Below are 19,949 nucleotides of genomic sequence, written 5' to 3' on the forward strand. Positions count from 1 at the left end.
CCTTTCTTCTCATGGCAGTCACAGCAGATACAGAGGTCGACATCGCGGCCGAGCCGGCAGCGGTGTTGGACGTACTCATGGACGTCGAAGGGCTACCCGCGTGGTCGCCCGTCCACAAGAAGATCGAGATCATCGACCGATTCGATGACGGCAAGCCCCATCACGTGAAGATGTCGGTATCGATCCTCGGCATCAACGACGAGCAGACCGTCGAATACACCTGGGCGGACGACAAAGTCGTCTGGGACCTCGTCGAGGGTTCGCAGCAGAAGTCCCAGCACGGCGAGTACACCCTCACTCCGACCGACAAGGGAACACACGTGACGTTCTCACTGACGGTCGACCCGAAGATCCCGATCCCGGGTTTCCTCGTCAAGAAGGGCACCAAGACTATCCTCGCGGCCGCAACCGAAGGGCTACGTCAGCAAGTCGTCGGCTGAGCTTCTCGCAGCCAGGACCGCCTCGTAGAGATCCCGCTTGGACACGCCGCCGACTGCCAACTGGGCACAGGCATCCTTCAACCGCATGCCCGACGCCACCAGCTCCTCGACGTCGTCGATGAGGTCTTCCGGTTCCGACGCCACGGCGACGGCTCCGGCGAGGACGACGGTGATTTCTCCGCGTACTCCGTCGGCAGCCCAGTCGGCGAGTTCGCCGAGGGTGCCTCTCTTGACTTCCTCGTAGGTCTTGGTGAGCTCTCTGCAGACCGCGGCGCGGCGGTCGGGGCCGAGCACTGCGACGGCGTCGGCGAGGCAGTCGGAGAGGCGATGAGGGGCCTCGAAGAAGACGCAGGCGCGCGATTCGGTGGCGAGGGATTCGAAGAATCGGCGTCGGCCGCCTTGTTTGCGCGGCGGGAAGCCGTCGAAGCAGAAGCGTTCGACGGGCAATCCGGAGAGTGCGAGGGCGGTGGTGACTGCGGACGGGCCGGGTAGGCACGTCACCGGCAGGTCGGCGTCGACGCATGCGGCGACGAGGCGGTAGCCGGGGTCACTGACCGACGGCATTCCGGCGTCGGTGACGAGCAGGACCGATTTGCCGTCGCGGACAGCGTCGACCAGCCCGGGAAGCCGGGATGTCTCCACCTGGTCGTAGAAGCTGACGATCTTGCCGGTGATGGCGACCCCGAGCCCCGACGCCAGCTGTTTCGTCCGGCGGGTGTCTTCGGCTGCGACGACGTCGGCCGTGGCCAAGGCGTCGCGGAGTCGCTGGGACGCGTCACCCAGATCGCCCATCGGTGTTGCGGCAAGGATCAGCATGGCGCCCATTCTTCTCCACCGGGACTCGACCCCTACGATCGGTGTGTGGCCCTACGCGAGTCGAGCGAGCGATACGTAGTCAGTCCGGGGCCGAGTACACCCGCTGCCGACTATTACCGCGACACCGATCGTCGGCGGGGGTGGATCGTCACTCTGGTGATCACGGCGCTCGCGGCCGTCACGCGGTTCGCGATGCTGCGCTACCCCACCGATGCCGGTACTCCGGTGTTCGACGAGAAGCATTACGCGCCGCAGGGCTGGCAGGTGTTCACCGGCGGCGGGATCGAGGACAACCCCGGGTACGGATTGGTGGTTCATCCTCCGGTCGGAAAGCAGCTGATCGCCGTCGGCGAGGCACTCTTCGGCTACAACGGGTGGGGCTGGCGGTTCTCCGCGGCGGTTGCGGGAACTCTGCTGGTGCTGATCGTGATTCGGATCGTGCGGCGTCTTGCCCGCTCGACGCTGGTCGGTGCGATCGCGGGCATTCTGCTGACCGTCGACGGCGTCACGTTCGTCTCGTCGCGCATCGGGATGTTGGACATCTTCCTGGCGTTCTTCGTGACGGCCGCGATGGGGTGTCTGGTCGTCGACCGAGACGACGTTCGACGACGCATGGCGAAGGTCCAGGCGGAGGGTCGCATCGCCGCCAGCGTGTACGGCCCACGAATGGGGGTGCGCTGGTGGAGGTTCGGCGCGGGAATCCTGCTGGGCTTGGCGTGCGGAACCAAGTGGTCCGGGATCTATTTCATCGTGTTCTTCGGTCTGTTGTCGGTCGCGTTCGATCTCGCAGCGCGGCGTGCGAGCGGGGTGCAGCGGCCGTGGATCGGCACGGCAGTACGCGACATCGGACCCGCGCTCTACGCGCTGGTGGTGATTCCGCTGATCGTGTACCTGTGCACCTACGCAGGGTGGTTCGCCAGCGAGACCAGCGTGAACCGACATGCCGTCGGCAACCAGATCGGCACGGACGGGCCGTTCTCGTTCGTGCCCGCTGCGCTGCGATCACTGTGGTACTACAGCGGCAACGTGCTCACGTTCCACTCGGGTCTGACGAACTCGGCGGGCAACGTCCACCCGTGGGAGTCGAAGCCGTGGACGTGGCCGATGGGTCTGCGGCCGATGCTGTACTACTTCGCCGAGGGCGACACCGTTCAGGGATGCTCGGCGAGCTCGTGCGTCAAGGCGATCATGCTCATCGGCACCCCGGCCATGTGGTGGCTCGCGGTTCCGATGCTGCTGTGGTGCCTGTGGATGATGCTGGTCCGTCGGGATTGGCGATTCGCCGTCGTGCTGACCGGCTACGGCGCAGCGTATCTGCCGTGGTTCGCCACGCTGGATCGGCAGATGTACTACTTCTACGCTGTCGCGCTCGCGCCGTTCATGGTCATGGGATTCGCACTGATCCTGGGGCAGATCATCGGCCGGGCGCGAGCGTCGGTGGAGCGACGTGGCACGGGGCTGATGCTCGTGTGCCTCTACGTGGCGCTCGTCGTGGCGAACTTCATCTGGTTGTGGCCGATCCTGACGGGAATGCCCATCACTCCGGATCTGTGGCAGCAGCAGCTCTGGTTGCCTTCCTGGCGTTAGACCCCTCCCCCGCACGTGAGTGGAAAGGTAGGCCCTGGCCGGCTGGAGCGGAGCCCGCGGAGCGACCCGGAGTCCGAGTTCTGCTCACAAGGGGGTCGTGGGAGAGGTCGCGGTAGAGCGAGATGCACAGCCCGATCATCACGAGCACGAACGGTGCGGCGGCGATGATGGTCATGGTCTGGAGCCCGTTCAGTGCGTCGGCGCCGCCGGTCCACAGCATCAGCGCGGCGATGCCGCCGGTGAGCACGCCCCAGAACACGACGACCCATCTGCTCGGTTCCTGACTACCGCGTTGGCTCAGTGTGCCCATCACCATCGATGCGGCGTCGGCTCCCGAGACGAAGAAGATGGCCACGAGCACCATGACCAGGACACTCGAAATCCCTGCGACGGGCAGATTCTCTAGCATGCCGAACAATTGGGACTCGCTGCTGTCCCGGCCCGCGAGATCGATTCCGTTCTGTTGTTCGGCGATGCCCGCTCCACCGAAAATGGAGAACCAGACCAGGCTCACCGTGCTGGGTACGAGGATCACGCCGACGACGAACTCGCGGACGGTGCGGCCGCGGCTGATTCGTGCGAGGAACATGCCGACGAACGGCGTCCAGGACACCCACCATGCCCAGTAGAAGATGGTCCACGACGACAACCAGGTGGCGGTTTCGCCGCCGTCGCCTGCCGCTGCGGACCGAGCCGACATGTGCACGAGCTGGCTGGCGTAGTCACCGATGGTCGTCGGAATCAGATTGAGTATCAACACGGTCGGTCCGAGGACGAAGACGAAGACCGCGAGAACCAGCGCCAGCACCATGTTGATGTTGGACAACCACTGGATGCCTTTCGCGACGCCCGAGACTGCCGAGGCGACGAAGGCGAGCGTCAACAGTGCCACGATCGCGACGAGCAACAGGGTGCCCGCCTCCCCCAGCCAGCCGAGAACTTGAAATCCCGAGCCGATCTGGAGTGCGCCGAGACCGAGCGACGCGGCGGTGCCGAACATGGTGGCGAAGATCGCGAGGATGTCGATGACCTTGCCGATGGGGCCCTCCGCGCGGCGCCCCAGCAACGGGATGAACGCCGAACTGATCAGCTGCTTACGGCCGCGTCGATACGTTCCGCAGGCCACGGCTAGTCCGACCACCGCGTAGATGGACCACGGATGCAGACTCCAGTGGAACATCGTCGTCGCCATCGCAGCCCCGACGGTGCCGTCCGATCCCGGGGGCGGAGACACGAAGTGAGACAGGGGTTCTGCGACGCCGAAGAACATCAACCCGATCCCCATGCCGGCACTGAACATCATGGCGATCCAGCTGACCGTCTTGAATTCCGGCTTCTCGCCGTCTTTTCCGAGCGGAATCCTGCCGAACTTGCTGACTGCGAGGTAGATCGAGAACACGACGAACCCCGAGGCCGCGATGATGAACAGCCACCCGATGTTGGTCACCAACCAGCTCAGGATCGACGTCGTCGTGGATTCGAGCGAGTCGGCAGCGAGCAGGCCCCACACCAGAATCGCGGCGGTGATCGCTGCCGTCGTGCCGAACACCAGGTAATCCGTGCGCGGTGGGTGCGGTGTCGATCCGGAAACGACTGAACCCTGGGACCGCTCGGTATTCGTTGCCATAGGTGAAGTGAAGCACTATCACCGTGGTGGCGTGGCGAATTTCCGAGTAGGTGCCAGGGTTCCGGGTCGAGCGACGTGTCAGGCGCGCGCTTTCGCGAAGCTGGTTCGGCCGCCGGTGGCTGCGTCGAGGCTGAAGCGTCCGGCTCCGGTCGCGGCGATCAGCAGGGCGCCGACGCCGAGCGCCAGGACGAGCTCGTAGCCGCCCTCGGACACGAATACACCCAGGTCGTAGTGCACGAACAGGAATGCACCGAGCATGTCGAGGAACAGCAGGATGCCGATGATCGGGGTGAAGATTCCCACCACCAGCGCGACACCGCCGACGAGTTCGACGAAGGTTGCGAAGTACGCGGAGGCTGCAGGCAGCGGGACGCCCATGCCTTCGAAACCGGCCTTGGTCGCGTCGAGTCCGTTGGTGTTGAGTTTCTGCCACCCGTGGGCGATGAACACGATGCCCAGGCCGATTCGGGCAACGAGTGTTGCAATGTCGCGGAAGATGGTCGAGTTCATGTCAGATCCTTCGGGCACGGCAATGGGAACCGGACTACCCTGACACAGTTATGTTGAAGCGTCAACTTAGTGCTGTGTCGACATGTCCCCGGATCTTCTCGTCGGACAACCCGAGGGCGCGCAACTCGGTGACGTACTTCCGCGCTGCGCGCGCCGCGTTGTCCTCCGTCGGATCCCCGCCCGACGCGATGAACGTCCCCAGACGCCCACGGGCGGAGATGACGCCCTGCGCCTCGAGTTCCTTGTACGCCTTCGCGACGGTGTGCGGCGCGATCGACAACTCCTCGGCCAGACCACGCACCGTCGGAATCTTGGTCTCCGCGACCAGTTCACCGCTCCGCACCAGATCGAGAATCCCCGACCTCACCTGCTCGAACAACGGGGTCCCGGACGCCGGGTCGACGTGGATGCGCATGCAGGACTTTCTATCACGCACTCACGCGGTCACACCGCGGAGACAGCGTCCTCCACGGTGACATCGCCCGACGTCAACATCAAGGTCTTGCCCGCGGCGGCCGGGGTGTCGATCAACGCTGCGATGACGGCCGCGACATCGGCGCGCGGCACCGTCCCGCGCTCCAGCGGCGGCGCGGTCAGCGTGACATGGCCCGACGGGTCGTCGTCCGTCAATCCCCCGGGGCGCAGAATCGTCCAGTCCAGCTTCTGCCTGGACTTCAGATCTTCCTCGGCCGCCGTCTTGGCCGCGATGTACGCCTTCCAAGTGTCCTCGGCGTCGTCCGCAACCGGCTCACCCGCTCCGAACGAGCTGATCTGCACGAACCGTGCAACACCGGCCTTCTCGGCAGAGTCGGCCAGCAGCACCGACGCCGCGCGGTCGACGGTGTCCTTGCGCTCTACGCCACCGGATGGCCCGGCTCCCGCCGCGAAGACCACGGCATCGGCGTCGTGCAACAGGGCAGCGACGTCCTCGACGGATGCATTCTCGAGGTCCACCACCTCGGGGAGTGCGCCCAGCGCCTTCACAGCGTCGACGTGGTGCGGGTTTCGAATCAACGCCACCGCTCGGTCGCCCTGTGCCGTGAGAACCTGAATCAGGTGCTGCGCGATCTTGCCGTGTCCGCCTGCGATCACTACTCGTCGATCAGTCATTGCACTCGACTACCCGACCGGCTCGGACCACAAACAGTGGCACTATCTATGTCCATGACTTCGACTGCGACCATCTACCACAATCCCCGATGCAACACCTCGCGCACCGTGTTGAAAGCCATCCAGGAGGCGGGGATCGAGCCGACCGTCGTGAAATACCTCGAAACCCCGCCCACCAAGGACGGACTGCGCAAACTTCTCGACGACGCGGGCCTGACGGCCGCCCAGGCAATCCGTCGAAAGGAAGCGCTGTACAAGGAACTCGGGCTGAAGGACGCATCCGAGGACGGTCTGATCGCGGCAATGGTCGAACACCCGATCCTCATCGAACGCCCGATCGTCGTGACGGACAAGGGCACCGTGCTCGCGAGGCCGGCCGACAAGGTGCACGAGGTTCTGTAAGCGCAAGTAATGTCGAGGTATGCCGATGCCCGATTGGAAAGTGCGTGAGCTCAGCCCAGGCCAACTGTCCGAGCGCAGCGGAGTTGCGGTGTCGGCCTTGCACTTCTACGAGAAGCAGGGCCTCATCACCAGCCGACGTACGTCGGGGAACCAACGGCGCTACCACCGCGACACTCTGCGGCGCGTTGCGTTCATTCGCATCTCGCAGAAGGTCGGCATTCCGCTCTCACGCATTCGCGACGCGTTGGCCGACCTCCCGGAGGAGCGGACACCCACCAAACGCGACTGGGCCAAGCTCTCGGGCCACTGGCATGCCGACCTGGACCGTCGTATCGAGCAACTCGTCAGGCTTCGGGACGACCTGACGGGCTGCATCGGGTGCGGCTGCCTGTCGCTCTCCAGTTGCGCGCTGGCCAATCCGGGCGACGAGTTGGCCGACAGCGGGCCCGGCGCACGGCGTCTGGACGTCGACCTATGACTTCTTCAGCAATTTCCCGAACTGGTCGTTGGCCTTCTGCAGCACGAACTCGTAGGGCAGCGCGAACTTTCGAGCCCACCAGTATCCGAAGCGGATGTCGTTGGACGAGTAGACAAGATAGCGGTTCTTGACGATTCCCGTGATGATCGCGTCGGCCACCACGTCGGGTTCGACAGCTCGTTTCTCGAAGCGATGCTGCAGCTTCTGCACGCGCGGATCGTCGCGGTCGACGCCTGCGATCTCCACGGTGTTCACCAGGCCGGTCTTGACCCCACCCGGTACGACGAGGCTGACGCCGATGCCGTGCCGCTTGAGGTCGTAGCGCAGGACTTCCGACGCACCGCGCAGACCGTATTTGCTGGCGCTGTAGGCGGCGTGCCACGGCAATGGAATGAGGCCCGCCGCAGACGAGACGTTGACGAGGTGACCTCCGCGACCTGCCTTGACCATCGGGGGAAGAAAGTTCTCCATGACGTGGATCGGTCCCATGAGGTTGACGTCGATCATCGACTTCCAGTGCCGGTGCTCGAGGTTCTCCACCGTTCCCCACGCCGAGATTCCTGCGACGTTCATGACGATGTCGAGGCTGTCGACGGACTGGTGCACCGTGGACGCGAACGACGTCACTGCCTCGTAGTCCGAGACGTCGAAGGCCGCGTGCATCTCGACCGACGAGCCGACTGCCGCGACGGTCTCCTTCAATCCCACTTCGTTGATGTCGGTGAGATACAGCTTCGCGCCTGCTCTGGACGCGGCGATGGCCGTGGCACGCCCGATCCCGCTGCCCGCCCCCGTGACGAGCGTCTTCTTTCCTCGCAGATCCTTGATGGTCATCGTGTGTCTGGTCCCCCACGAACTCGAAGAATGTGTCCTTCGCACCCTACGCGCCTGTCCGGTTGTCGCTGGTGGTGTCGACGGAGGAGACTGGGCCGATGGCAATAGTGTCGAGGGGATTCGTCGGCAAGAACAGAGGCGACTCGTCCCGTATCCCGCCCGGCCAGTACCGAACCGACGATTTCCCGGTTCTGTCCGCCGGGCCGACACCTCGCGTTCGTACCGAGGGCTGGGAGTTCACGGTCGTCACCGAGCGCGGCGAGAAGCACCGTTGGACGTGGAACGAGATGCGCGCTCTGCCCGCAGAGAAGCCGACGGTGGACATCCACTGCGTCACCAAGTGGTCCAAGTTGGACACTCGGTGGCGCGGGGTGTCACTCGACACGGTGCTGGACGGAATCGAGACCACCGCAACCCACGTGATGGCTCATGGACGCGACGGGTACACCACCAACCTCCCGCTCGGTGAACTGCGTAACGGAAAAGCCTGGCTCGCATACGAATACGACGGAAAGCCGTTGCACCCCGAGCACGGTGGGCCCGCCCGCCTGCTGGTTCCGGGCCTGTACTTCTGGAAATCGGCCAAGTGGATCGAGAAGCTGACCTTGCTCATGCGCGACGAGCCCGGATTCTGGGAACGCAACGGATATCACGACTACGGCGATCCGTGGCAGGAGCAGAGGTATCAGGGAGATTGAACTGGCTGGTTGCAACACTCGTCGCGAAGATCAGGGAAACCTCGACCGCCGAGACCCTCGTCTTCGACATTCCGGACTGGCCGGGCCACATGCCGGGGCAGCACGTCGACGTGCGCCTCACCGCGAAGGACGGTTACTCGGCGCAGCGTAGTTACTCGATAGCAACTCCAACGGACGGCACGACCGTCGCGCTCACCGTGCAGACCGTCGACGACGGCGAGGTGTCGCCGTACCTCACCGGAGTCCTCGAGGTCGGCGAGCAGGTCGAAATGCGCGGCCCGATCGGCGGATGGTTCGTCTGGAACGAATCCGACCCAGCCCCGGTGCTGCTCCTCGCAGGTGGCTCCGGCGTCGTTCCTCTGATGTCGATGCTCCGCGCGCGCAGGACGGCCGAACGCAAGACCCCCTTTCGCCTCATCTACTCGGTCCGGACACCCGCGGAGATCCTGTACGCCTCCGAACTTCGCGCGATGCCCGGCGGAATCGACGTCGCATACCGCTTCACCAGGGAAGCTCCCGAGGGCTACCGAGGCCGCGTCGGCCGACTCACGTCGGACGATCTCGTCGTCGACGGATGGCCCGCCGAGTTCGCGCCGTCGTGCTTCGTGTGTGGACCGACGGGATTCGTCGAAGCGGCAGCGGACCTCCTGGTGCAGGACGGCCACCTACCGCCGCGCATCAGAACCGAACGATTCGGTTAGAGGCGCTTCGACATTTCCTCACGGTAATCGGCAACGGTCGACTCGATGCGCGTTGCATCGTCCTCGTCTCCGCGGTGGCGGGCGTCGTCGGCCCTGCTCTGCAGCGTCTTGATTGCTTTGCGGAGCTCGGCGTCGGACATTCGATGCTCGGTCAATGCTGTGTGGTTCATGTCACACAGTGTCCGCCTGGTTCCGAGACTCCGCAAGCAGGAGTCAGACGTGGACGGACTCGTTCACCAACTCGGAAGCGGGAACGAAACTGGACAGGCTGCGAGCCGCGAATTCGCGGAAGTACCCGAGCTTGTTCGGCGGTACCAGGGACGGCAGAACGGTGTTCCACACCTTCTCCATCCGCGACGGAGCGGTTTCCAGCGTCGACTGAGCCTCGGACACCATCAACACGCCGGCCAGCATCTCGCACACGAGAAGCGCAGCGTTGGACGAATCCAGATGATCGGCCACGTCACCGTGCTCGATCGCCCGGTCGAAGAGGTGCTCGAAGATGTTGCCCCAGGTGCCGAACACGCTGCCGCGAGCCGTCTCCGAGCCGTCGATCTCCATCTGCAGGCGGTACATCACACGGACCAACGGATCCGACGCGGCAAGTTCGAGGACGGAGTAGGAGATACCGATGACCGACTCGAGGGCGGGCGATCGCGAATCAACGAGGCCTGCACAGGCGGTGGATACGCGCTCATGGCCCTCGTCGACGATGGCGCGCGCGAGCTCTTCCTTGGACGCGAAATGGAAATACAGAGCGCCTTTGGTCACTCCGGACTTCGCCGACACCTGACTCAGTGTGGCATTTGCGTGACCGACCTCGAGAAAGAGATCTGCGGCTGCACGCAATGCGGCTGCACGCGTGGCTTCTGCCCTCAGTTGCCTAACCATGAACTACTCACCCCTGCTCAGTTGCCTACTCATGACACCGACGCCGCCCTGCTGAGACCGCTCGAGGAATGCTCCGAACCCGTCTTCTCGAATTCGCCGACCCACCCGACAGTCCGGTTGCGCAGGACAATACTAACCTCACATGTATCACTATTGTGATCCACGAGTGACGAATAAGTGACGCCTTGGACGAATCAGATAACTATCGAAATATAAAGTTCCACTTCGCCGGTTTTTGTAACGACTTCGATGTCTTCTTTGTACGCACGAAATAGCTCGCCATTTGCTGTTGCGTCTTCGACCTGGGCCCACACGTCCTCGACCGGGTCCTGAATTACCCCATCGGGGACAAATACCGCATACACCCCACTGGGTACGGACACGAAGACATCACCCACGGGAACGTCCGACGGAGAATCGAACGGCGTCGCGACCACGGCGTTGTAATCACCGGCCGCGTCCGGGACGTAGACGGTGCTGATGTCGACGGGCTCCAGGTGCTGATCGCGAATACGTTCGCGCAGAAATCGGAACAGTTCACTGGTGCTGGCCTCGGCGCCCGGAGTGATCCTGGGCGCCACGAGGCCGCCGAACAACTCCGCGCTACGTGCGGTCACTCGATGACTCACGCCCGAGCACCCGACAGCTCGATCGACAGATAGAGGTCGATCTTGTAGGCGTGCGGATAACACTCGTAATCGGCTGTGAACGTCCGCGTGATCTCGTGCTGCTCTTCCGCGTGCTCGATCTGCTGCCACAACCGGACCATCACGTCGGGGAAATGACCGACGGACGAGAATTTTGCGTACTTGGCAGCCGGAATACGCGCGACCAGATGCCCACGCGTGACCTCGGCGAGCGTCGAACACCGGTAACCGACGATCTGAGTGTTGTACGAACCGATGCCCGGAGCGAAATCCGTGTAGACGGAGGCAAGTGGGCCGCCGATGTCCTGTTTCAGAACGGAAGACCACGCCTGATCGAGAGCAGGGTCGTTCAACCGCCCCAGCGCACGCTTGGGGCTGCGGACCGGAAGACCGGCAACCCAGGTTTCTTCGAGGTCGACGATCTCGAAAGCCATACACCACTCCACTACCTCGGGGCCGCGGCGAACGAGCCCGCGACCGGGGTGACGCTTCCCCAGTAGACGTCGACCATCGATACTGATTGAAACATTTTCCGGCCAAAGCCTACCGGTTCGATCTCCCCGCCATCACGACGGACTCGGCCCATGGACCAGTAATTCATCACGATCGGATGGCGCCGCCGAGACCACCCGCTTGTGATACCTCTCAAAAACAGACTGCGATGGATTAATTTCTTCCGTAACCGTGGACGTACCCGAATTGAATCCTGTATCAATACTCCTTGTCGGTGAGAGTGCCGACGTTCGCGAACACCACCCCTTCAGTACAAGGAGCTCACCGCATGGATCTCGCAGCATTCATCTCCAGCCTTCTCTCCACCGGCAGCACCACGGGAAGCTCCGCATCGGACATCCCGATCATCGACCTGCTGGGCGCTGGTTCCTCCAACTGATCCCAGACGCACCGAACAAATGAGGCTCGGCCCGGACAACCGGGCCGAGCCTCATCTTGTATGTACGACCATCTCTGGTGGATCTGAATCTTTGGTGGAGCTGAGGGGAATCGAACCCCTGACCTTCTCGATGCGAACGAGACGCGCTACCAACTGCGCCACAGCCCCTTCTTGCGATCCTTGCGAACCGCTGAGCAACCATATCAAAGGCGCGTAGGCGTCATGCTCCCGAGGCGCGTCGGATGTCGTCGTCCATCGAACCTTGCTGTTGGAACGGCTCGTCGTAGTGGTCCAGGTGGTCGAATTCCGGGTCCTCGTCGTCGATTTCGAGGACGACGGCACCCGGTCGCTTCAGACGCTGCGGTACCAGTTTGAGCTCGTCGTCCGTACGAGACTCGACACCGAGCCTGGAGCGGCCCATGCGAGTCATGCGTCGGCGACGGATTTCCTGCTCGATCTGCACCTGACGGCGGAGGTAGTAGAGGTACCCGACCAACGACAGCACTGCCAGACCGCACGCCCACCACAGCATCGGCGTGAGGATCACGGCTAGCGCGCCGGTGGTGATGGCCGCGAAGACCAACCCGAGCACTGCGCGCTGACGGAACGAGTACCGAGCGGCGCGCGCGATGGCGTCGGCCTCGGGATCGAATCCGCCGCGCCCCCGGCGGTTGGGAACGTAGTCCCGCTCGTCGGCGACGTCCGTGTCGTCCATGTCGGGATCTGCGTGAGTGTCCATACGGTCCTCCGCCTGGGTGTTCGGGTGTTCGCGACCGGATGGGTCGGTGTGCTCGGTGCGCCGCCCGAAGACGACGCTTGCCGGAGCGGATACGCGCTCGTCGTGTTCGGGCCGCCAGTCCGGGTCGCTGGCGTGGCCGGTTGCCGGTCCGCGTGCCGTCCGCTTGGTGCCGCCGCGATGGAGTACGCGGGTGGCCAAGGCGACGTCGGATGTCTGCATGATCCGAGGACGCTTGCTCGTCATCATCGGGAGCAGAACGAACACCCAGATGGCGACCAGACCGATCCAGATGATCGAGTTGGGCATCGCGCGCGTTCTCCTTCCGAGGCAGATCCGGTTACATCGGTGACGGGATCAGGCTATGCGGAAGAGGTGCCCTTACCGCGGAGACGCGCCGACCCGAATTACACACACGTCACTTTAGTCACACGAGTCTCGAGCCGTCGGCGGAGATACGCTACTCACGCCCAGGCAGCTCGGCCTGCCCGTACCAATCGATCCGCGACGGTCCCCTGTACCTCGGTGGACGTCATGGCCACCAGAACGTGGTCGCGCCACCGTCCGTCGACGTCGAGGTAGTTCTTCAGCAAGCCCTCTTCGCGGAATCCGACATTGCGCAGCACGGCCTGGCTCGCGTGGTTCTCCGGCCGCACCGTCGCTTCGACTCGGTGCAGGCCGACGGGGCCGAAGCAGTGGTCCAGGCCCAGCGCCAACGCCGCCGTCGCGACGCCGTGGCCGTTGACTTCCTTGGCGACCCAGTATCCGATCCACGCCGATCGGAGCGCCCCTCGGACGATGTTGCCGACGGTGAGCTGACCGCAGAAATCGCCGTTCAGCTCGATCGCCATCGGCAGCATGTGGCCCTTGCGGGCCTCCGACTTCAGACCGGATACGAGGCCTGGCCAGGCGGAGATGTGGTGGCGCGCAACCCATGCGCCTTCACCCGTGGGCTCCCACGGCTCGAGGTGCGCACGGTCGGCAATCCTCGTCCGACTCCAGGATGCACCGTCACGCAGCCGCACCGGGCGGAGCGTCACCGTTCCGGCCGACACCGTCAGAGGACCCAACTTTGCCGGCCACCCAGGGTGGCTCGACCACGTGCGTGACATTTTTCGATATTAGGCGCCCTGCGTAGGTGAGTGGAAATGCGTCCCCCAGGACGCATTTCCACTCACCTGGAGCTCTATCCCCTCTGCGCCAGGAAGGACACGTCGACCTCTTCGCCGGTGCGGATTTCGGTGACGTCTGGGTCGATGACGACCAGACAGTTGGCCTCGGCGAGGGTCGCCAGAAGGTGAGACGACGCTCCCGGCGCTCCCCCGAGTGCCTGGACGAGGTATTCACCGGTTTCCTCGTCGCGCATCAGCTGGCCGCGCAGGAATCCCTTGCGATCCTCGATGGACGTGATGGGGGCGACGGTGCGTGCGGTGACGGTGCGGCGCATCGGCTGTCTGCGTCCGAGCGCAATACGAATGAGCGGCCGGACCATCACCTCGAAGACCACCAGCGCGCTGACGGGGTTCGCGGGCAGCAGGAAGGTCGGGACCTCGTCCCGTCCGAGCTGGCCGAAGCCCTGAACCGATCCGGGGTGCATGGCGACACGTTCGACTTCGAGATCGCCCAGGTCCGAGAGTGCTTCGCGTACCGAGTCCGATGCACCGCCACCGACCGCGCCGGCGATGACGACGATCTCCGAGCGGATCAGCTGACCTTCGACCACTTCTCGCAGTCGCTTCGGGTCGGTGCTGACGATGCCGACGCGGTTGACGTCGGCACCCGCGTCTCGGGCCGCGGCGGCCAGTGAATAGGAGTTGACGTCGTAGACCTGCCCTGGCCCCGGCGTCCGGTCGGTGTCGACGAGTTCGCCGCCCACCGAGATCACGGACAGCCTCGGGCGCGGATGGACCAGCACCTTGTCGCGTCCGACGGCGGCGAGCAGGCCGACCTGGGCAGCGCCGATGATGGTTCCGGAGCGGACGGCGACGTCGCCGGGTTGCACGTCGTCGCCGATCTTGCGGACGTAGTCACCCGAACGCACCGGGCGATACACCTTCACCCGTGCGTGCCCGCCGTCGGTGCGGTCGAGCGGTAGCACCGCGTCGGCGAGCGTCGGCAACGGCGCGCCGGTGTCGACGCGGACGGCCTGCCGTGGCTGCAATCGGATCGGTTGACGCGACCCTGCGCTCACCTCACCCACGACGGGCAGGGTGAGTTCGATCCGCTCGTCGTCCTCGTTGCGGAGGTCCGTGCCTGCCTGCGCGACGTCGACGCTGCGGACGGCGTAACCGTCGATGGCCGCCTGGTCGAAGCCGGGCAGGGGGCGCTCGGTGACGACTTCCTCCGCGCAGAGCAGGCCCTGCGCTTCCGAGATCGCGACCCGAACAGGCCGCGGTGCAACTGCCGCAGCAGTCACTCGGGTCTGCTGATCCTCAACCGAGCGCATCTGGCCCTTCCTCCGATTTTCACACTTCGCGGGCCTACTCGTACTTCGTGAGCTGCGGCGCCCAGTCGTCACTCAGACGCTCGGTCAGCCACTCACGCAACGCCGGACCGTAATCATCACGTTCGAGAGCAAAGTCAACCGCAGCGCGGAGGTATCCTCCGGGATTTCCGAGGTCGTGTCGGGGTCCGCGGTGGACGACGACGTGGACCGGGTGTCCTTCTTCGATGAGGAGGGCGATGGCGTCGGTCAGCTGAAGTTCGCCGCCCGCACCGGGCTCGATGCGTCGGAGTGCGTCGAAGATCGCGCGGTCCAGCAGGTAGCGGCCCGCCGCGGCGAACAGCGACGGCGCGTCTTCTCGGTTGGGCTTCTCCACCATGCCGGTGACCTTGAGCACGTTCGGGTTGACGGCGTCGGGAACCTTCTCGACCTCGAAGACGCCGTACGCGGAAACGTTCTCTTCGGGAACCTCGAATGCGCACAGCACCGAGCCGCCGCGCTTGGCGCGGACGCGCGACATGACGTCGAGAACGCCACGAGGAAGCACCAGGTCGTCGGGAAGCAGCACTGCGACGGCGCTCTCGTCGTCGTCGAGCACTTCCTCGGCGCACGCGACAGCGTGGCCGAGTCCGAGCGGCTCCTGCTGCACGACCGACTGGACGTCGAGAAGCGCGGGTGCCACACGAACCTTCTCGAGCATCTTGAGCTTGCCGCTGGCTTCGAGCTTCGTTTCCAGGACGAGGTCCTCGACGAAGTGTGCGACGACGCCGTCCTTACCCGGCGATGTCACGATCACCAGACGCTGCGCGCCGGAGTCGGCAGCCTCGCCGGCGACCAGCTCGATTCCTGGCGTATCGACGACGGGCAGCAATTCCTTCGGGACCGTTTTGGTGGCAGGAAGGAATCGGGTTCCCATTCCTGCGGCGGGAACGATCGCCGTTCTGAAATGCCGTACCGGACCTGTCGACGCGTCTGTCATATTGCCTACCCTATCCATGCTCGCTACGGATTCGCTCCGCGTGTGATGGCTGTTTCCCGTTGGTGCTTAAGCTGAAAACTTATGACGAATGGTGAATTCCCGACGCCTGTGTCCAAGGACGCGTGGCGACGTCATGTCTTGAATTCTCGTCGCGCTCTCAGCGCCGAAGTTCACGCCGAGGAATCCAGGAAACTCTGTCATGCCGCGGCTGATTCGGCGCGGGGAGCGAGTGCCGTGGCTGCGTACGTGCCGGTCGGGAGTGAACCGGGCTCACTCGATCTGCTCGACGAACTTCTACATCGAACCCCCCAGGTTCTGGTCCCGGTCGCGAGGGAACCGGGGCCGTTGCACTGGGCAGAATACACAGGTCGGGGCAGCCTTCGGGCGGCTCCCTACGGATTGCTCGAACCGAGCGGTCCGGTGTTGAACCCGGAGTCCGTGACGCGGTGTTCGTTGGTGTTCGTGCCCGCTCTCGCCGTCGATTTCCGGGGCGTTCGGCTGGGCCGAGGTGCCGGTTTCTACGATAGGACGCTGGACTTCGTCGAACCAGGCGTTCCGATCGTCGCGATCGTGCGCGACGGGGAACTGGTGGAGAAGTTGCCCGAGGAACCGCACGATCGTCGCTCGACGCACGCGCTGACACCGGACGGAGGCCTGGTGGAACTAACTGGGGAATAGTCGGCCGAATGGCTTCGTTGGCAGTCATGACTGTAGAGTGCCAATGCTCTCTCTTTCACCGATGGAGTGGACCAGCGCGGAGGATCATCGATGCCCACATATTCGTACGCCTGCACCGAATGCGACAACCGATTCGACATCGTGCAGTCCTTCAGTGACGACTCCCTGACGGTGTGCCCGGCCTGCTCGGGCAAGCTGCGCAAACTGTTCAACTCTGTCGGCATCGTGTTCAAGGGCAGCGGATTCTACCGAACCGACAGCCGGGGCGGATCCAGCTCGGTGAGCGAGAGCGCAGGCGAGTCCAAGAGCGACTCGTCGACCAAGACGGAGACCAAGACGTCGTCTACCAGCGATTCCTCATCCTCCAACTCCAACACGACCACGTCGAGCACGCCGTCGAAGGCTGCTGCCAGCTCCTAGTTTTTCCAGTTGTCCACAGGCTCCGGCTTCATCCACAGCCGGGGCCTGTTTTCGTCGGTGTAGGACTCCGCGGTCGCTAGCGTGACCGACATGCCGCCTTCCCGTGATCGCCGCCGGTCCTCCGGCCGGCACCCGTCGAAACTCTCTGCGTCCTCTCGTCTCGACGCCACCCTGCTCGATCGCCTGTCGGCTCGGCCGACCTGGATGCACGCTGTTCTGCTCCGCCGCATCGCGGCGGGCGTTCTCGCTGCCTGCGCCGTAGCTCTGTTCGCGCGCGACGCGGCGGCCGACGATCATGTCGTCGTGGTCGTCGCCGCGCGGGATCTGACGCCAGGAGTCCAGTTGACGGTCGACGACGTGGAACTTCGTGAGTACCCACCGTCGTCCGTGCCGGACGGTGCGATCACCGATGTCGACGACGCGTCGGCCCGCACACTTGCCGGCCCGATCCGTGCCGGTGAGCCGTTGACAGATGTGCGCTTGTTGTCGTCGCGCCTGGCCGAGGCCATCACCGAGTCGGCGGACGCACGAGTGGTTCCGGTTCGTCTGGGCGATCCCGGCGTGACCGAATTACTCCGATCCGGAGATGTCGTCGACGTTCTGACCGTCGGCGACGGTGGCGACGACAAGTCGCCCCGCATTCTGGCGAGGGAGGCCGTAGTCGTTCTCGTATCGGCCGACACCCCACAACAGCGCGGCAGTGACCGTGTGGTGCTGATCGCCATGTCGGCGGAGGACGCAACCACTGTTGCCGGCGCGTCGTTGACCAGCTCGCTTGCGGTCACCTTGAGGTGAGGCGATCAGCTGCTGGCGGCAAGCCCCGGATCGGACTTCGCGGGAGGCTTCACTTCTTCGTCGTGGATCGGAGCCTGCTGCGGCTCCAACTTGCCGACGAACGTGGCGTGATCGGTGAACACAAGAGCGCCGATCGTATCGGTGAAGACGACGCGGACCCCGTACACGTCGGCGCCGTCGGAGGCCTCGTACGTCTCGATGAAGACGTCACTGTGCAACGTATCGTCGGCGCGCATGGGCCGGTGCTCCACGACGCGCTGGTCCGAGAGGTGGAGCACGTAGGAGTCGAAGTCGGCGAAGACGTTTCGCATGACATTGAGGGCTGCGGACGTTCCGAGGTTCCGGTACGCCTCGTCCCGGTGGGCGTAATCCCCCACGTCGGCACGCGTCGGGAACAGCCAGAGCAGCGCAGACTGATCATCCAGCGCGATACTCGGATCGTGGAACCGCGACAGCCGGTGCCGCTTGCCGATCTGAGCGTCGATCCAGTCACGTGACGGTGCAGCATCCCCTGCTCTGTGACGACCCATAACGGGGATCCTATCGTGCGAGGTCGCCTTGCACTAACTCTGTTAAAAATCACAAGTACTTTGCTTACTGACGGGTAAAACACCTCTGGCGGTGACGCGAAATGCGTCACCGCCAGAAGCGGAAAATGCGACGAATCAGCCGATGCTGAAGGGCTGTCCCCACAGCGTCACGGTGGACGTCACTGCGTCGTTGTCGATGGTGACGTTGACGTAGGACCGCGCCTCAGCGAATCCTGCGCAGCCCGAGACACTGAGGGTCTCGTCGGCGTACGTGTAGCCGCCGCCGTTGCCGGAGAAGTCGAAGCTGTTGGACGTGTCCGTGGCAACGGTGACGCCGTCGATCTTGGCGCTTGTCTCGTCAGCGACCAGTTTGATGTCGTTGAGCTGACCGGGAGCGAGGTCCAGGTTGACGCCTGCGCCGATGTCGTACGTGTTCGGCTGCGTGCGGTTGATCTCGAGTGAACTCAGGGGTTTACCCGGCTCGAGCTTGATCGTGTTGCCCTGGCCGAACGATCCTTCGACGCCGCCGCTGATGCCGGCCGCGAAGTCCACCTGGCATCCGACGAGGAAGCCCGGTTCGATGGAACCGCCACCGGGGTTGGAGGTTTCGACGGTGTAGTTGCCGGTGACCCACACGTTGCGCTGGGTCGGGGTAGCACCCATGGACGGCGATATCAGGCCGCTCTGGCCGAATCCCTTGATGGTCACGACGGTTCCGTCGATGAGTGTCTTCGAGATCTCGTTGTCCGCGAGCGGCACGAAGGTGTCTGCGTTGGCTGCGCCGGCCGACCAGAAGCCGAGTGCGACGGCTCCTGCTGCGCCGATGGCCGCGATGCGTGCGGCTGCGCTCTTGTTGTTCTTCACGTGTGTCTGTTCCCCTCGTAAGTTCTGCGAAGTCGTTCGAGCGTCAGCCGAGGCTGAACGGCTGGCCGTAGAGCGTGCCCTTGTAGCGGTAATCGCCGGTCAGCTCGAGCGTGGTGTACGAGCGGGCCTGGGCGTATCCACCGCAGTTCTGCACGGAGATCGCGACGTCCTGGTACTGAATCGCCGTGACGGGGCCCTTGACGTCCTTCGAGGCGACCTCGACCGCAGCAACTTCGCGATCCTTCAGCGGAACCTCGAACGACAGACCGCCCTCGATCTTGTTGGTGGTCTCGCCCTCGCCACCGATCTGGAACAGATTGGGGAACAGCGTGATGATGTTGGTGTTGCCGCCTTCGATGCCTGCACCGAGGTCGAAACCGAGGTTGAGGTCTTCCATGTCCAACTGGCACCCGACGAGATATCCGGTCTTGAGGGTGCCTTCTGCACCCTCGGGGACCTCCGACAGCGCAGTGCCGGTGGCCCATGCGTTCCGGTTCAGCCCGTTGAAGGCGATCTGCGGAGCAACCTTGGCGGACTCGTCGAAGTGGGCGATCTTGTAGGGCCCTGCCACCTTCTCACCGTTGGGGAGGGGCACGAAGGTTTCGGCATTGGCCACCCCGGTGGACATCAGCCCGACGGCCATCGATGCGGCTGCACCGAGCGCCGCGATTCGGCCGATTCGGCGCAGCGCCGTGAAACGAGACTTGTTCATAATTCCCCTCGTTGAAGCAACACATCGAGTCGTTTCGCAGGCTCCACTCCTGCCGAATCCGACCGCCTCGACTTACATCACCGAGACTCATTCCTGGGGAAGGATACGGGATGAAAAGCCCGTAGTCATTAACAACTTCGAATGATTTTTGTGTGTAAC

At 64.1% G+C, this 19,949-nt stretch carries 26 protein-coding genes and 1 tRNA gene; 9 read left to right on the forward strand and 18 right to left on the reverse strand.

Annotation, left to right across the window (positions count from 1 at the left end; genetic code table 11):
- The first annotated feature begins 11 nt into the window (after positions 1–11).
- Positions 12–440 carry an SRPBCC family protein gene (locus CH292_RS02765; protein ID WP_020111398.1) on the forward strand — a complete coding sequence of 143 codons (429 nt, stop codon included), beginning with the start codon at positions 12–14 and terminating at the stop codon, positions 438–440.
- On the opposite strand, the gene rsmI is transcribed toward CH292_RS02765, so the two are convergent.
- A complete protein-coding gene (gene rsmI, locus CH292_RS02770; RefSeq protein ID WP_020111399.1) occupies positions 417–1,265 on the reverse strand; it encodes a 16S rRNA (cytidine(1402)-2'-O)-methyltransferase in 849 nt (282 codons plus the stop codon). The two genes, CH292_RS02765 and rsmI, sit on opposite strands and share 24 nt — an antisense overlap.
- Before the next feature lie 36 nt (positions 1,266–1,301).
- On the opposite strand from rsmI, the gene CH292_RS02775 reads away from it, so the two are divergent.
- Positions 1,302–2,843 (forward strand): dolichyl-phosphate-mannose--protein mannosyltransferase, encoded by a 1,542-nt coding sequence (locus tag CH292_RS02775; RefSeq protein ID WP_037143919.1) that lies wholly within the window; start codon positions 1,302–1,304, stop codon positions 2,841–2,843.
- Here the strand turns inward: CH292_RS02775 and CH292_RS02780 are convergent.
- The 4 genes from CH292_RS02780 to CH292_RS02795 all read right to left on the reverse strand — a co-directional run bounded on the left by CH292_RS02780 (position 2,794) and on the right by CH292_RS02795 (position 6,090).
- Entirely contained in the window at positions 2,794–4,470 is a 1,677-nt protein-coding gene (locus CH292_RS02780) for a BCCT family transporter (protein WP_256977876.1), read from the reverse strand. The two genes, CH292_RS02775 and CH292_RS02780, sit on opposite strands and share 50 nt — an antisense overlap.
- 78 nt (positions 4,471–4,548) lie before the next feature.
- Positions 4,549–4,980 (reverse strand): DoxX family protein, encoded by a 432-nt coding sequence (locus tag CH292_RS02785; RefSeq protein ID WP_094626263.1) that lies wholly within the window; start codon positions 4,978–4,980, stop codon positions 4,549–4,551.
- A 61-nt stretch (positions 4,981–5,041) separates the two neighbouring features.
- On the reverse strand, positions 5,042–5,395 hold the full coding sequence (locus tag CH292_RS02790; RefSeq protein WP_019664527.1) for a GntR family transcriptional regulator: 354 nt from the start codon (positions 5,393–5,395) through the stop codon (positions 5,042–5,044).
- A 29-nt stretch (positions 5,396–5,424) separates the two neighbouring features.
- Entirely contained in the window at positions 5,425–6,090 is a 666-nt protein-coding gene (locus tag CH292_RS02795) for an NAD(P)-binding oxidoreductase (protein ID WP_179277895.1), read from the reverse strand.
- A 54-nt stretch (positions 6,091–6,144) separates the two neighbouring features.
- Between CH292_RS02795 and arsC the strand changes: the two genes are divergently transcribed.
- The gene (gene arsC / locus CH292_RS02800; RefSeq protein ID WP_027498741.1) at positions 6,145–6,492 is read left to right on the forward strand and encodes an arsenate reductase (glutaredoxin); all 348 of its coding nucleotides are present in this window, start codon (positions 6,145–6,147) and stop codon (positions 6,490–6,492) included.
- A 19-nt stretch (positions 6,493–6,511) separates the two neighbouring features.
- On the forward strand, positions 6,512–6,970 hold the full coding sequence (gene soxR, locus CH292_RS02805) for a redox-sensitive transcriptional activator SoxR (protein WP_020111406.1): 459 nt from the start codon (positions 6,512–6,514) through the stop codon (positions 6,968–6,970).
- On the opposite strand, the gene CH292_RS02810 is transcribed toward soxR, so the two are convergent.
- On the reverse strand, positions 6,965–7,804 hold the full coding sequence (locus CH292_RS02810) for an SDR family oxidoreductase (protein ID WP_094626262.1): 840 nt from the start codon (positions 7,802–7,804) through the stop codon (positions 6,965–6,967). The two genes, soxR and CH292_RS02810, sit on opposite strands and share 6 nt — an antisense overlap.
- A 98-nt stretch (positions 7,805–7,902) precedes the next feature.
- Here CH292_RS02810 and CH292_RS02815 point away from each other — a divergent pair, with 98 nt between their 5' ends.
- Positions 7,903–8,502: a sulfite oxidase-like oxidoreductase gene (locus CH292_RS02815; RefSeq protein WP_026347688.1), complete on the forward strand. Its 600-nt coding sequence runs from the start codon at positions 7,903–7,905 to the stop codon at positions 8,500–8,502.
- The gene (locus CH292_RS02820) at positions 8,499–9,203 is read left to right on the forward strand and encodes a ferredoxin reductase (protein WP_094653948.1); all 705 of its coding nucleotides are present in this window, start codon (positions 8,499–8,501) and stop codon (positions 9,201–9,203) included. Before CH292_RS02815 ends, CH292_RS02820 begins: the two co-directional genes overlap by 4 nt.
- On the opposite strand, the gene CH292_RS28800 is transcribed toward CH292_RS02820, so the two are convergent.
- The 9 genes from CH292_RS28800 to CH292_RS02860 form a co-directional block, all read right to left on the reverse strand.
- Positions 9,200–9,373: a hypothetical protein gene (locus CH292_RS28800; protein WP_020111410.1), complete on the reverse strand. Its 174-nt coding sequence runs from the start codon at positions 9,371–9,373 to the stop codon at positions 9,200–9,202. The genes CH292_RS02820 and CH292_RS28800 overlap by 4 nt on opposite strands.
- Positions 9,374–9,416: 43 nt before the next feature.
- Positions 9,417–10,094 carry a ScbR family autoregulator-binding transcription factor gene (locus tag CH292_RS02825; RefSeq protein WP_026347686.1) on the reverse strand — a complete coding sequence of 226 codons (678 nt, stop codon included), beginning with the start codon at positions 10,092–10,094 and terminating at the stop codon, positions 9,417–9,419.
- Positions 10,095–10,288: 194 nt separating this feature from the next.
- Positions 10,289–10,711 carry an effector binding domain-containing protein gene (locus CH292_RS02830; protein WP_019664518.1) on the reverse strand — a complete coding sequence of 141 codons (423 nt, stop codon included), beginning with the start codon at positions 10,709–10,711 and terminating at the stop codon, positions 10,289–10,291.
- An 8-nt stretch (positions 10,712–10,719) separates the two neighbouring features.
- Positions 10,720–11,175 carry a GyrI-like domain-containing protein gene (locus CH292_RS02835; RefSeq protein WP_019664517.1) on the reverse strand — a complete coding sequence of 152 codons (456 nt, stop codon included), beginning with the start codon at positions 11,173–11,175 and terminating at the stop codon, positions 10,720–10,722.
- Between the two features lie 550 nt (positions 11,176–11,725).
- A tRNA-Ala gene (locus CH292_RS02840) sits at positions 11,726–11,801 on the reverse strand.
- Positions 11,802–11,853: 52 nt separating this feature from the next.
- Entirely contained in the window at positions 11,854–12,678 is an 825-nt protein-coding gene (gene glpR / locus CH292_RS02845; RefSeq protein WP_037161492.1) for a gephyrin-like molybdotransferase receptor GlpR, read from the reverse strand.
- A gap of 155 nt (positions 12,679–12,833) precedes the next feature.
- A complete protein-coding gene (locus CH292_RS02850; RefSeq protein WP_019664514.1) occupies positions 12,834–13,481 on the reverse strand; it encodes a GNAT family N-acetyltransferase in 648 nt (215 codons plus the stop codon).
- A 74-nt stretch (positions 13,482–13,555) separates the two neighbouring features.
- Complete coding sequence (glp, locus tag CH292_RS02855) at positions 13,556–14,815, reverse strand: gephyrin-like molybdotransferase Glp (protein WP_020111413.1); 1,260 nt, start codon at positions 14,813–14,815, stop codon at positions 13,556–13,558.
- A gap of 34 nt (positions 14,816–14,849) precedes the next feature.
- Positions 14,850–15,791 (reverse strand): UTP--glucose-1-phosphate uridylyltransferase, encoded by a 942-nt coding sequence (locus CH292_RS02860; RefSeq protein ID WP_019664512.1) that lies wholly within the window; start codon positions 15,789–15,791, stop codon positions 14,850–14,852.
- Positions 15,792–15,872: 81 nt separating this feature from the next.
- Here CH292_RS02860 and CH292_RS02865 point away from each other — a divergent pair, with 81 nt between their 5' ends.
- From CH292_RS02865 to CH292_RS02875, 3 genes are all read left to right on the forward strand, one after another.
- The gene (locus CH292_RS02865; RefSeq protein WP_170947600.1) at positions 15,873–16,469 is read left to right on the forward strand and encodes a 5-formyltetrahydrofolate cyclo-ligase; all 597 of its coding nucleotides are present in this window, start codon (positions 15,873–15,875) and stop codon (positions 16,467–16,469) included.
- 90 nt (positions 16,470–16,559) lie between these two features.
- Positions 16,560–16,889 (forward strand): FmdB family zinc ribbon protein, encoded by a 330-nt coding sequence (locus CH292_RS02870; RefSeq protein ID WP_037161652.1) that lies wholly within the window; start codon positions 16,560–16,562, stop codon positions 16,887–16,889.
- Between the two features lie 81 nt (positions 16,890–16,970).
- Positions 16,971–17,684, forward strand: a complete 714-nt coding sequence (locus CH292_RS02875) for an SAF domain-containing protein (RefSeq protein ID WP_094653949.1) — start codon at positions 16,971–16,973, stop codon at positions 17,682–17,684.
- Positions 17,685–17,689: 5 nt separating this feature from the next.
- Here CH292_RS02875 and CH292_RS02880 read toward each other — a convergent pair whose 3' ends face one another.
- The 3 genes from CH292_RS02880 to CH292_RS02890 form a co-directional block, all read right to left on the reverse strand.
- The gene (locus CH292_RS02880) at positions 17,690–18,214 is read right to left on the reverse strand and encodes a hypothetical protein (RefSeq protein ID WP_094653950.1); all 525 of its coding nucleotides are present in this window, start codon (positions 18,212–18,214) and stop codon (positions 17,690–17,692) included.
- A gap of 135 nt (positions 18,215–18,349) precedes the next feature.
- Complete coding sequence (locus CH292_RS02885; RefSeq protein WP_094653951.1) at positions 18,350–19,078, reverse strand: MspA family porin; 729 nt, start codon at positions 19,076–19,078, stop codon at positions 18,350–18,352.
- Between the two features lie 43 nt (positions 19,079–19,121).
- Positions 19,122–19,790, reverse strand: coding sequence for an MspA family porin (locus CH292_RS02890; protein ID WP_020111420.1), 669 nt, complete (start codon positions 19,788–19,790; stop codon positions 19,122–19,124).
- Positions 19,791–19,949: the final 159 nt, after the last annotated feature.

Source organism: Rhodococcus sp. 14-2470-1a, from assembly GCF_002259425.1.
In the GTDB taxonomy this organism is placed as follows: domain Bacteria; phylum Actinomycetota; class Actinomycetes; order Mycobacteriales; family Mycobacteriaceae; genus Rhodococcoides; species Rhodococcoides fascians_E.

Coding starts and splice junctions, on each gene's coding strand:
- CH292_RS02765 (WP_020111398.1), top strand. CDS start 12: ATGGCAGTCACAGCAGATACAGAGGTCGACATCGCGGCCGAGCCGGCA.
- rsmI (WP_020111399.1), bottom strand. CDS start 1,265: ATGGGCGCCATGCTGATCCTTGCCGCAACACCGATGGGCGATCTGGGT.
- CH292_RS02780 (WP_256977876.1), bottom strand. CDS start 4,470: ATGGCAACGAATACCGAGCGGTCCCAGGGTTCAGTCGTTTCCGGATCG.
- CH292_RS02785 (WP_094626263.1), bottom strand. CDS start 4,980: ATGAACTCGACCATCTTCCGCGACATTGCAACACTCGTTGCCCGAATC.
- CH292_RS02790 (WP_019664527.1), bottom strand. CDS start 5,395: ATGCGCATCCACGTCGACCCGGCGTCCGGGACCCCGTTGTTCGAGCAG.
- CH292_RS02795 (WP_179277895.1), bottom strand. CDS start 6,090: ATGACTGATCGACGAGTAGTGATCGCAGGCGGACACGGCAAGATCGCG.
- arsC (WP_027498741.1), top strand. CDS start 6,145: ATGACTTCGACTGCGACCATCTACCACAATCCCCGATGCAACACCTCG.
- soxR (WP_020111406.1), top strand. CDS start 6,512: ATGCCGATGCCCGATTGGAAAGTGCGTGAGCTCAGCCCAGGCCAACTG.
- CH292_RS02810 (WP_094626262.1), bottom strand. CDS start 7,804: ATGACCATCAAGGATCTGCGAGGAAAGAAGACGCTCGTCACGGGGGCG.
- CH292_RS02815 (WP_026347688.1), top strand. CDS start 7,903: ATGGCAATAGTGTCGAGGGGATTCGTCGGCAAGAACAGAGGCGACTCG.
- CH292_RS28800 (WP_020111410.1), bottom strand. CDS start 9,373: ATGAACCACACAGCATTGACCGAGCATCGAATGTCCGACGCCGAGCTC.
- CH292_RS02825 (WP_026347686.1), bottom strand. CDS start 10,094: ATGGTTAGGCAACTGAGGGCAGAAGCCACGCGTGCAGCCGCATTGCGT.
- CH292_RS02835 (WP_019664517.1), bottom strand. CDS start 11,175: ATGGCTTTCGAGATCGTCGACCTCGAAGAAACCTGGGTTGCCGGTCTT.
- glpR (WP_037161492.1), bottom strand. CDS start 12,678: ATGCCCAACTCGATCATCTGGATCGGTCTGGTCGCCATCTGGGTGTTC.
- CH292_RS02850 (WP_019664514.1), bottom strand. CDS start 13,481: ATGTCACGCACGTGGTCGAGCCACCCTGGGTGGCCGGCAAAGTTGGGT.
- glp (WP_020111413.1), bottom strand. CDS start 14,815: ATGCGCTCGGTTGAGGATCAGCAGACCCGAGTGACTGCTGCGGCAGTT.
- CH292_RS02860 (WP_019664512.1), bottom strand. CDS start 15,791: ATGACAGACGCGTCGACAGGTCCGGTACGGCATTTCAGAACGGCGATC.
- CH292_RS02865 (WP_170947600.1), top strand. CDS start 15,873: ATGACGAATGGTGAATTCCCGACGCCTGTGTCCAAGGACGCGTGGCGA.
- CH292_RS02870 (WP_037161652.1), top strand. CDS start 16,560: ATGCCCACATATTCGTACGCCTGCACCGAATGCGACAACCGATTCGAC.
- CH292_RS02880 (WP_094653950.1), bottom strand. CDS start 18,214: ATGGGTCGTCACAGAGCAGGGGATGCTGCACCGTCACGTGACTGGATC.
- CH292_RS02890 (WP_020111420.1), bottom strand. CDS start 19,790: ATGAACAAGTCTCGTTTCACGGCGCTGCGCCGAATCGGCCGAATCGCG.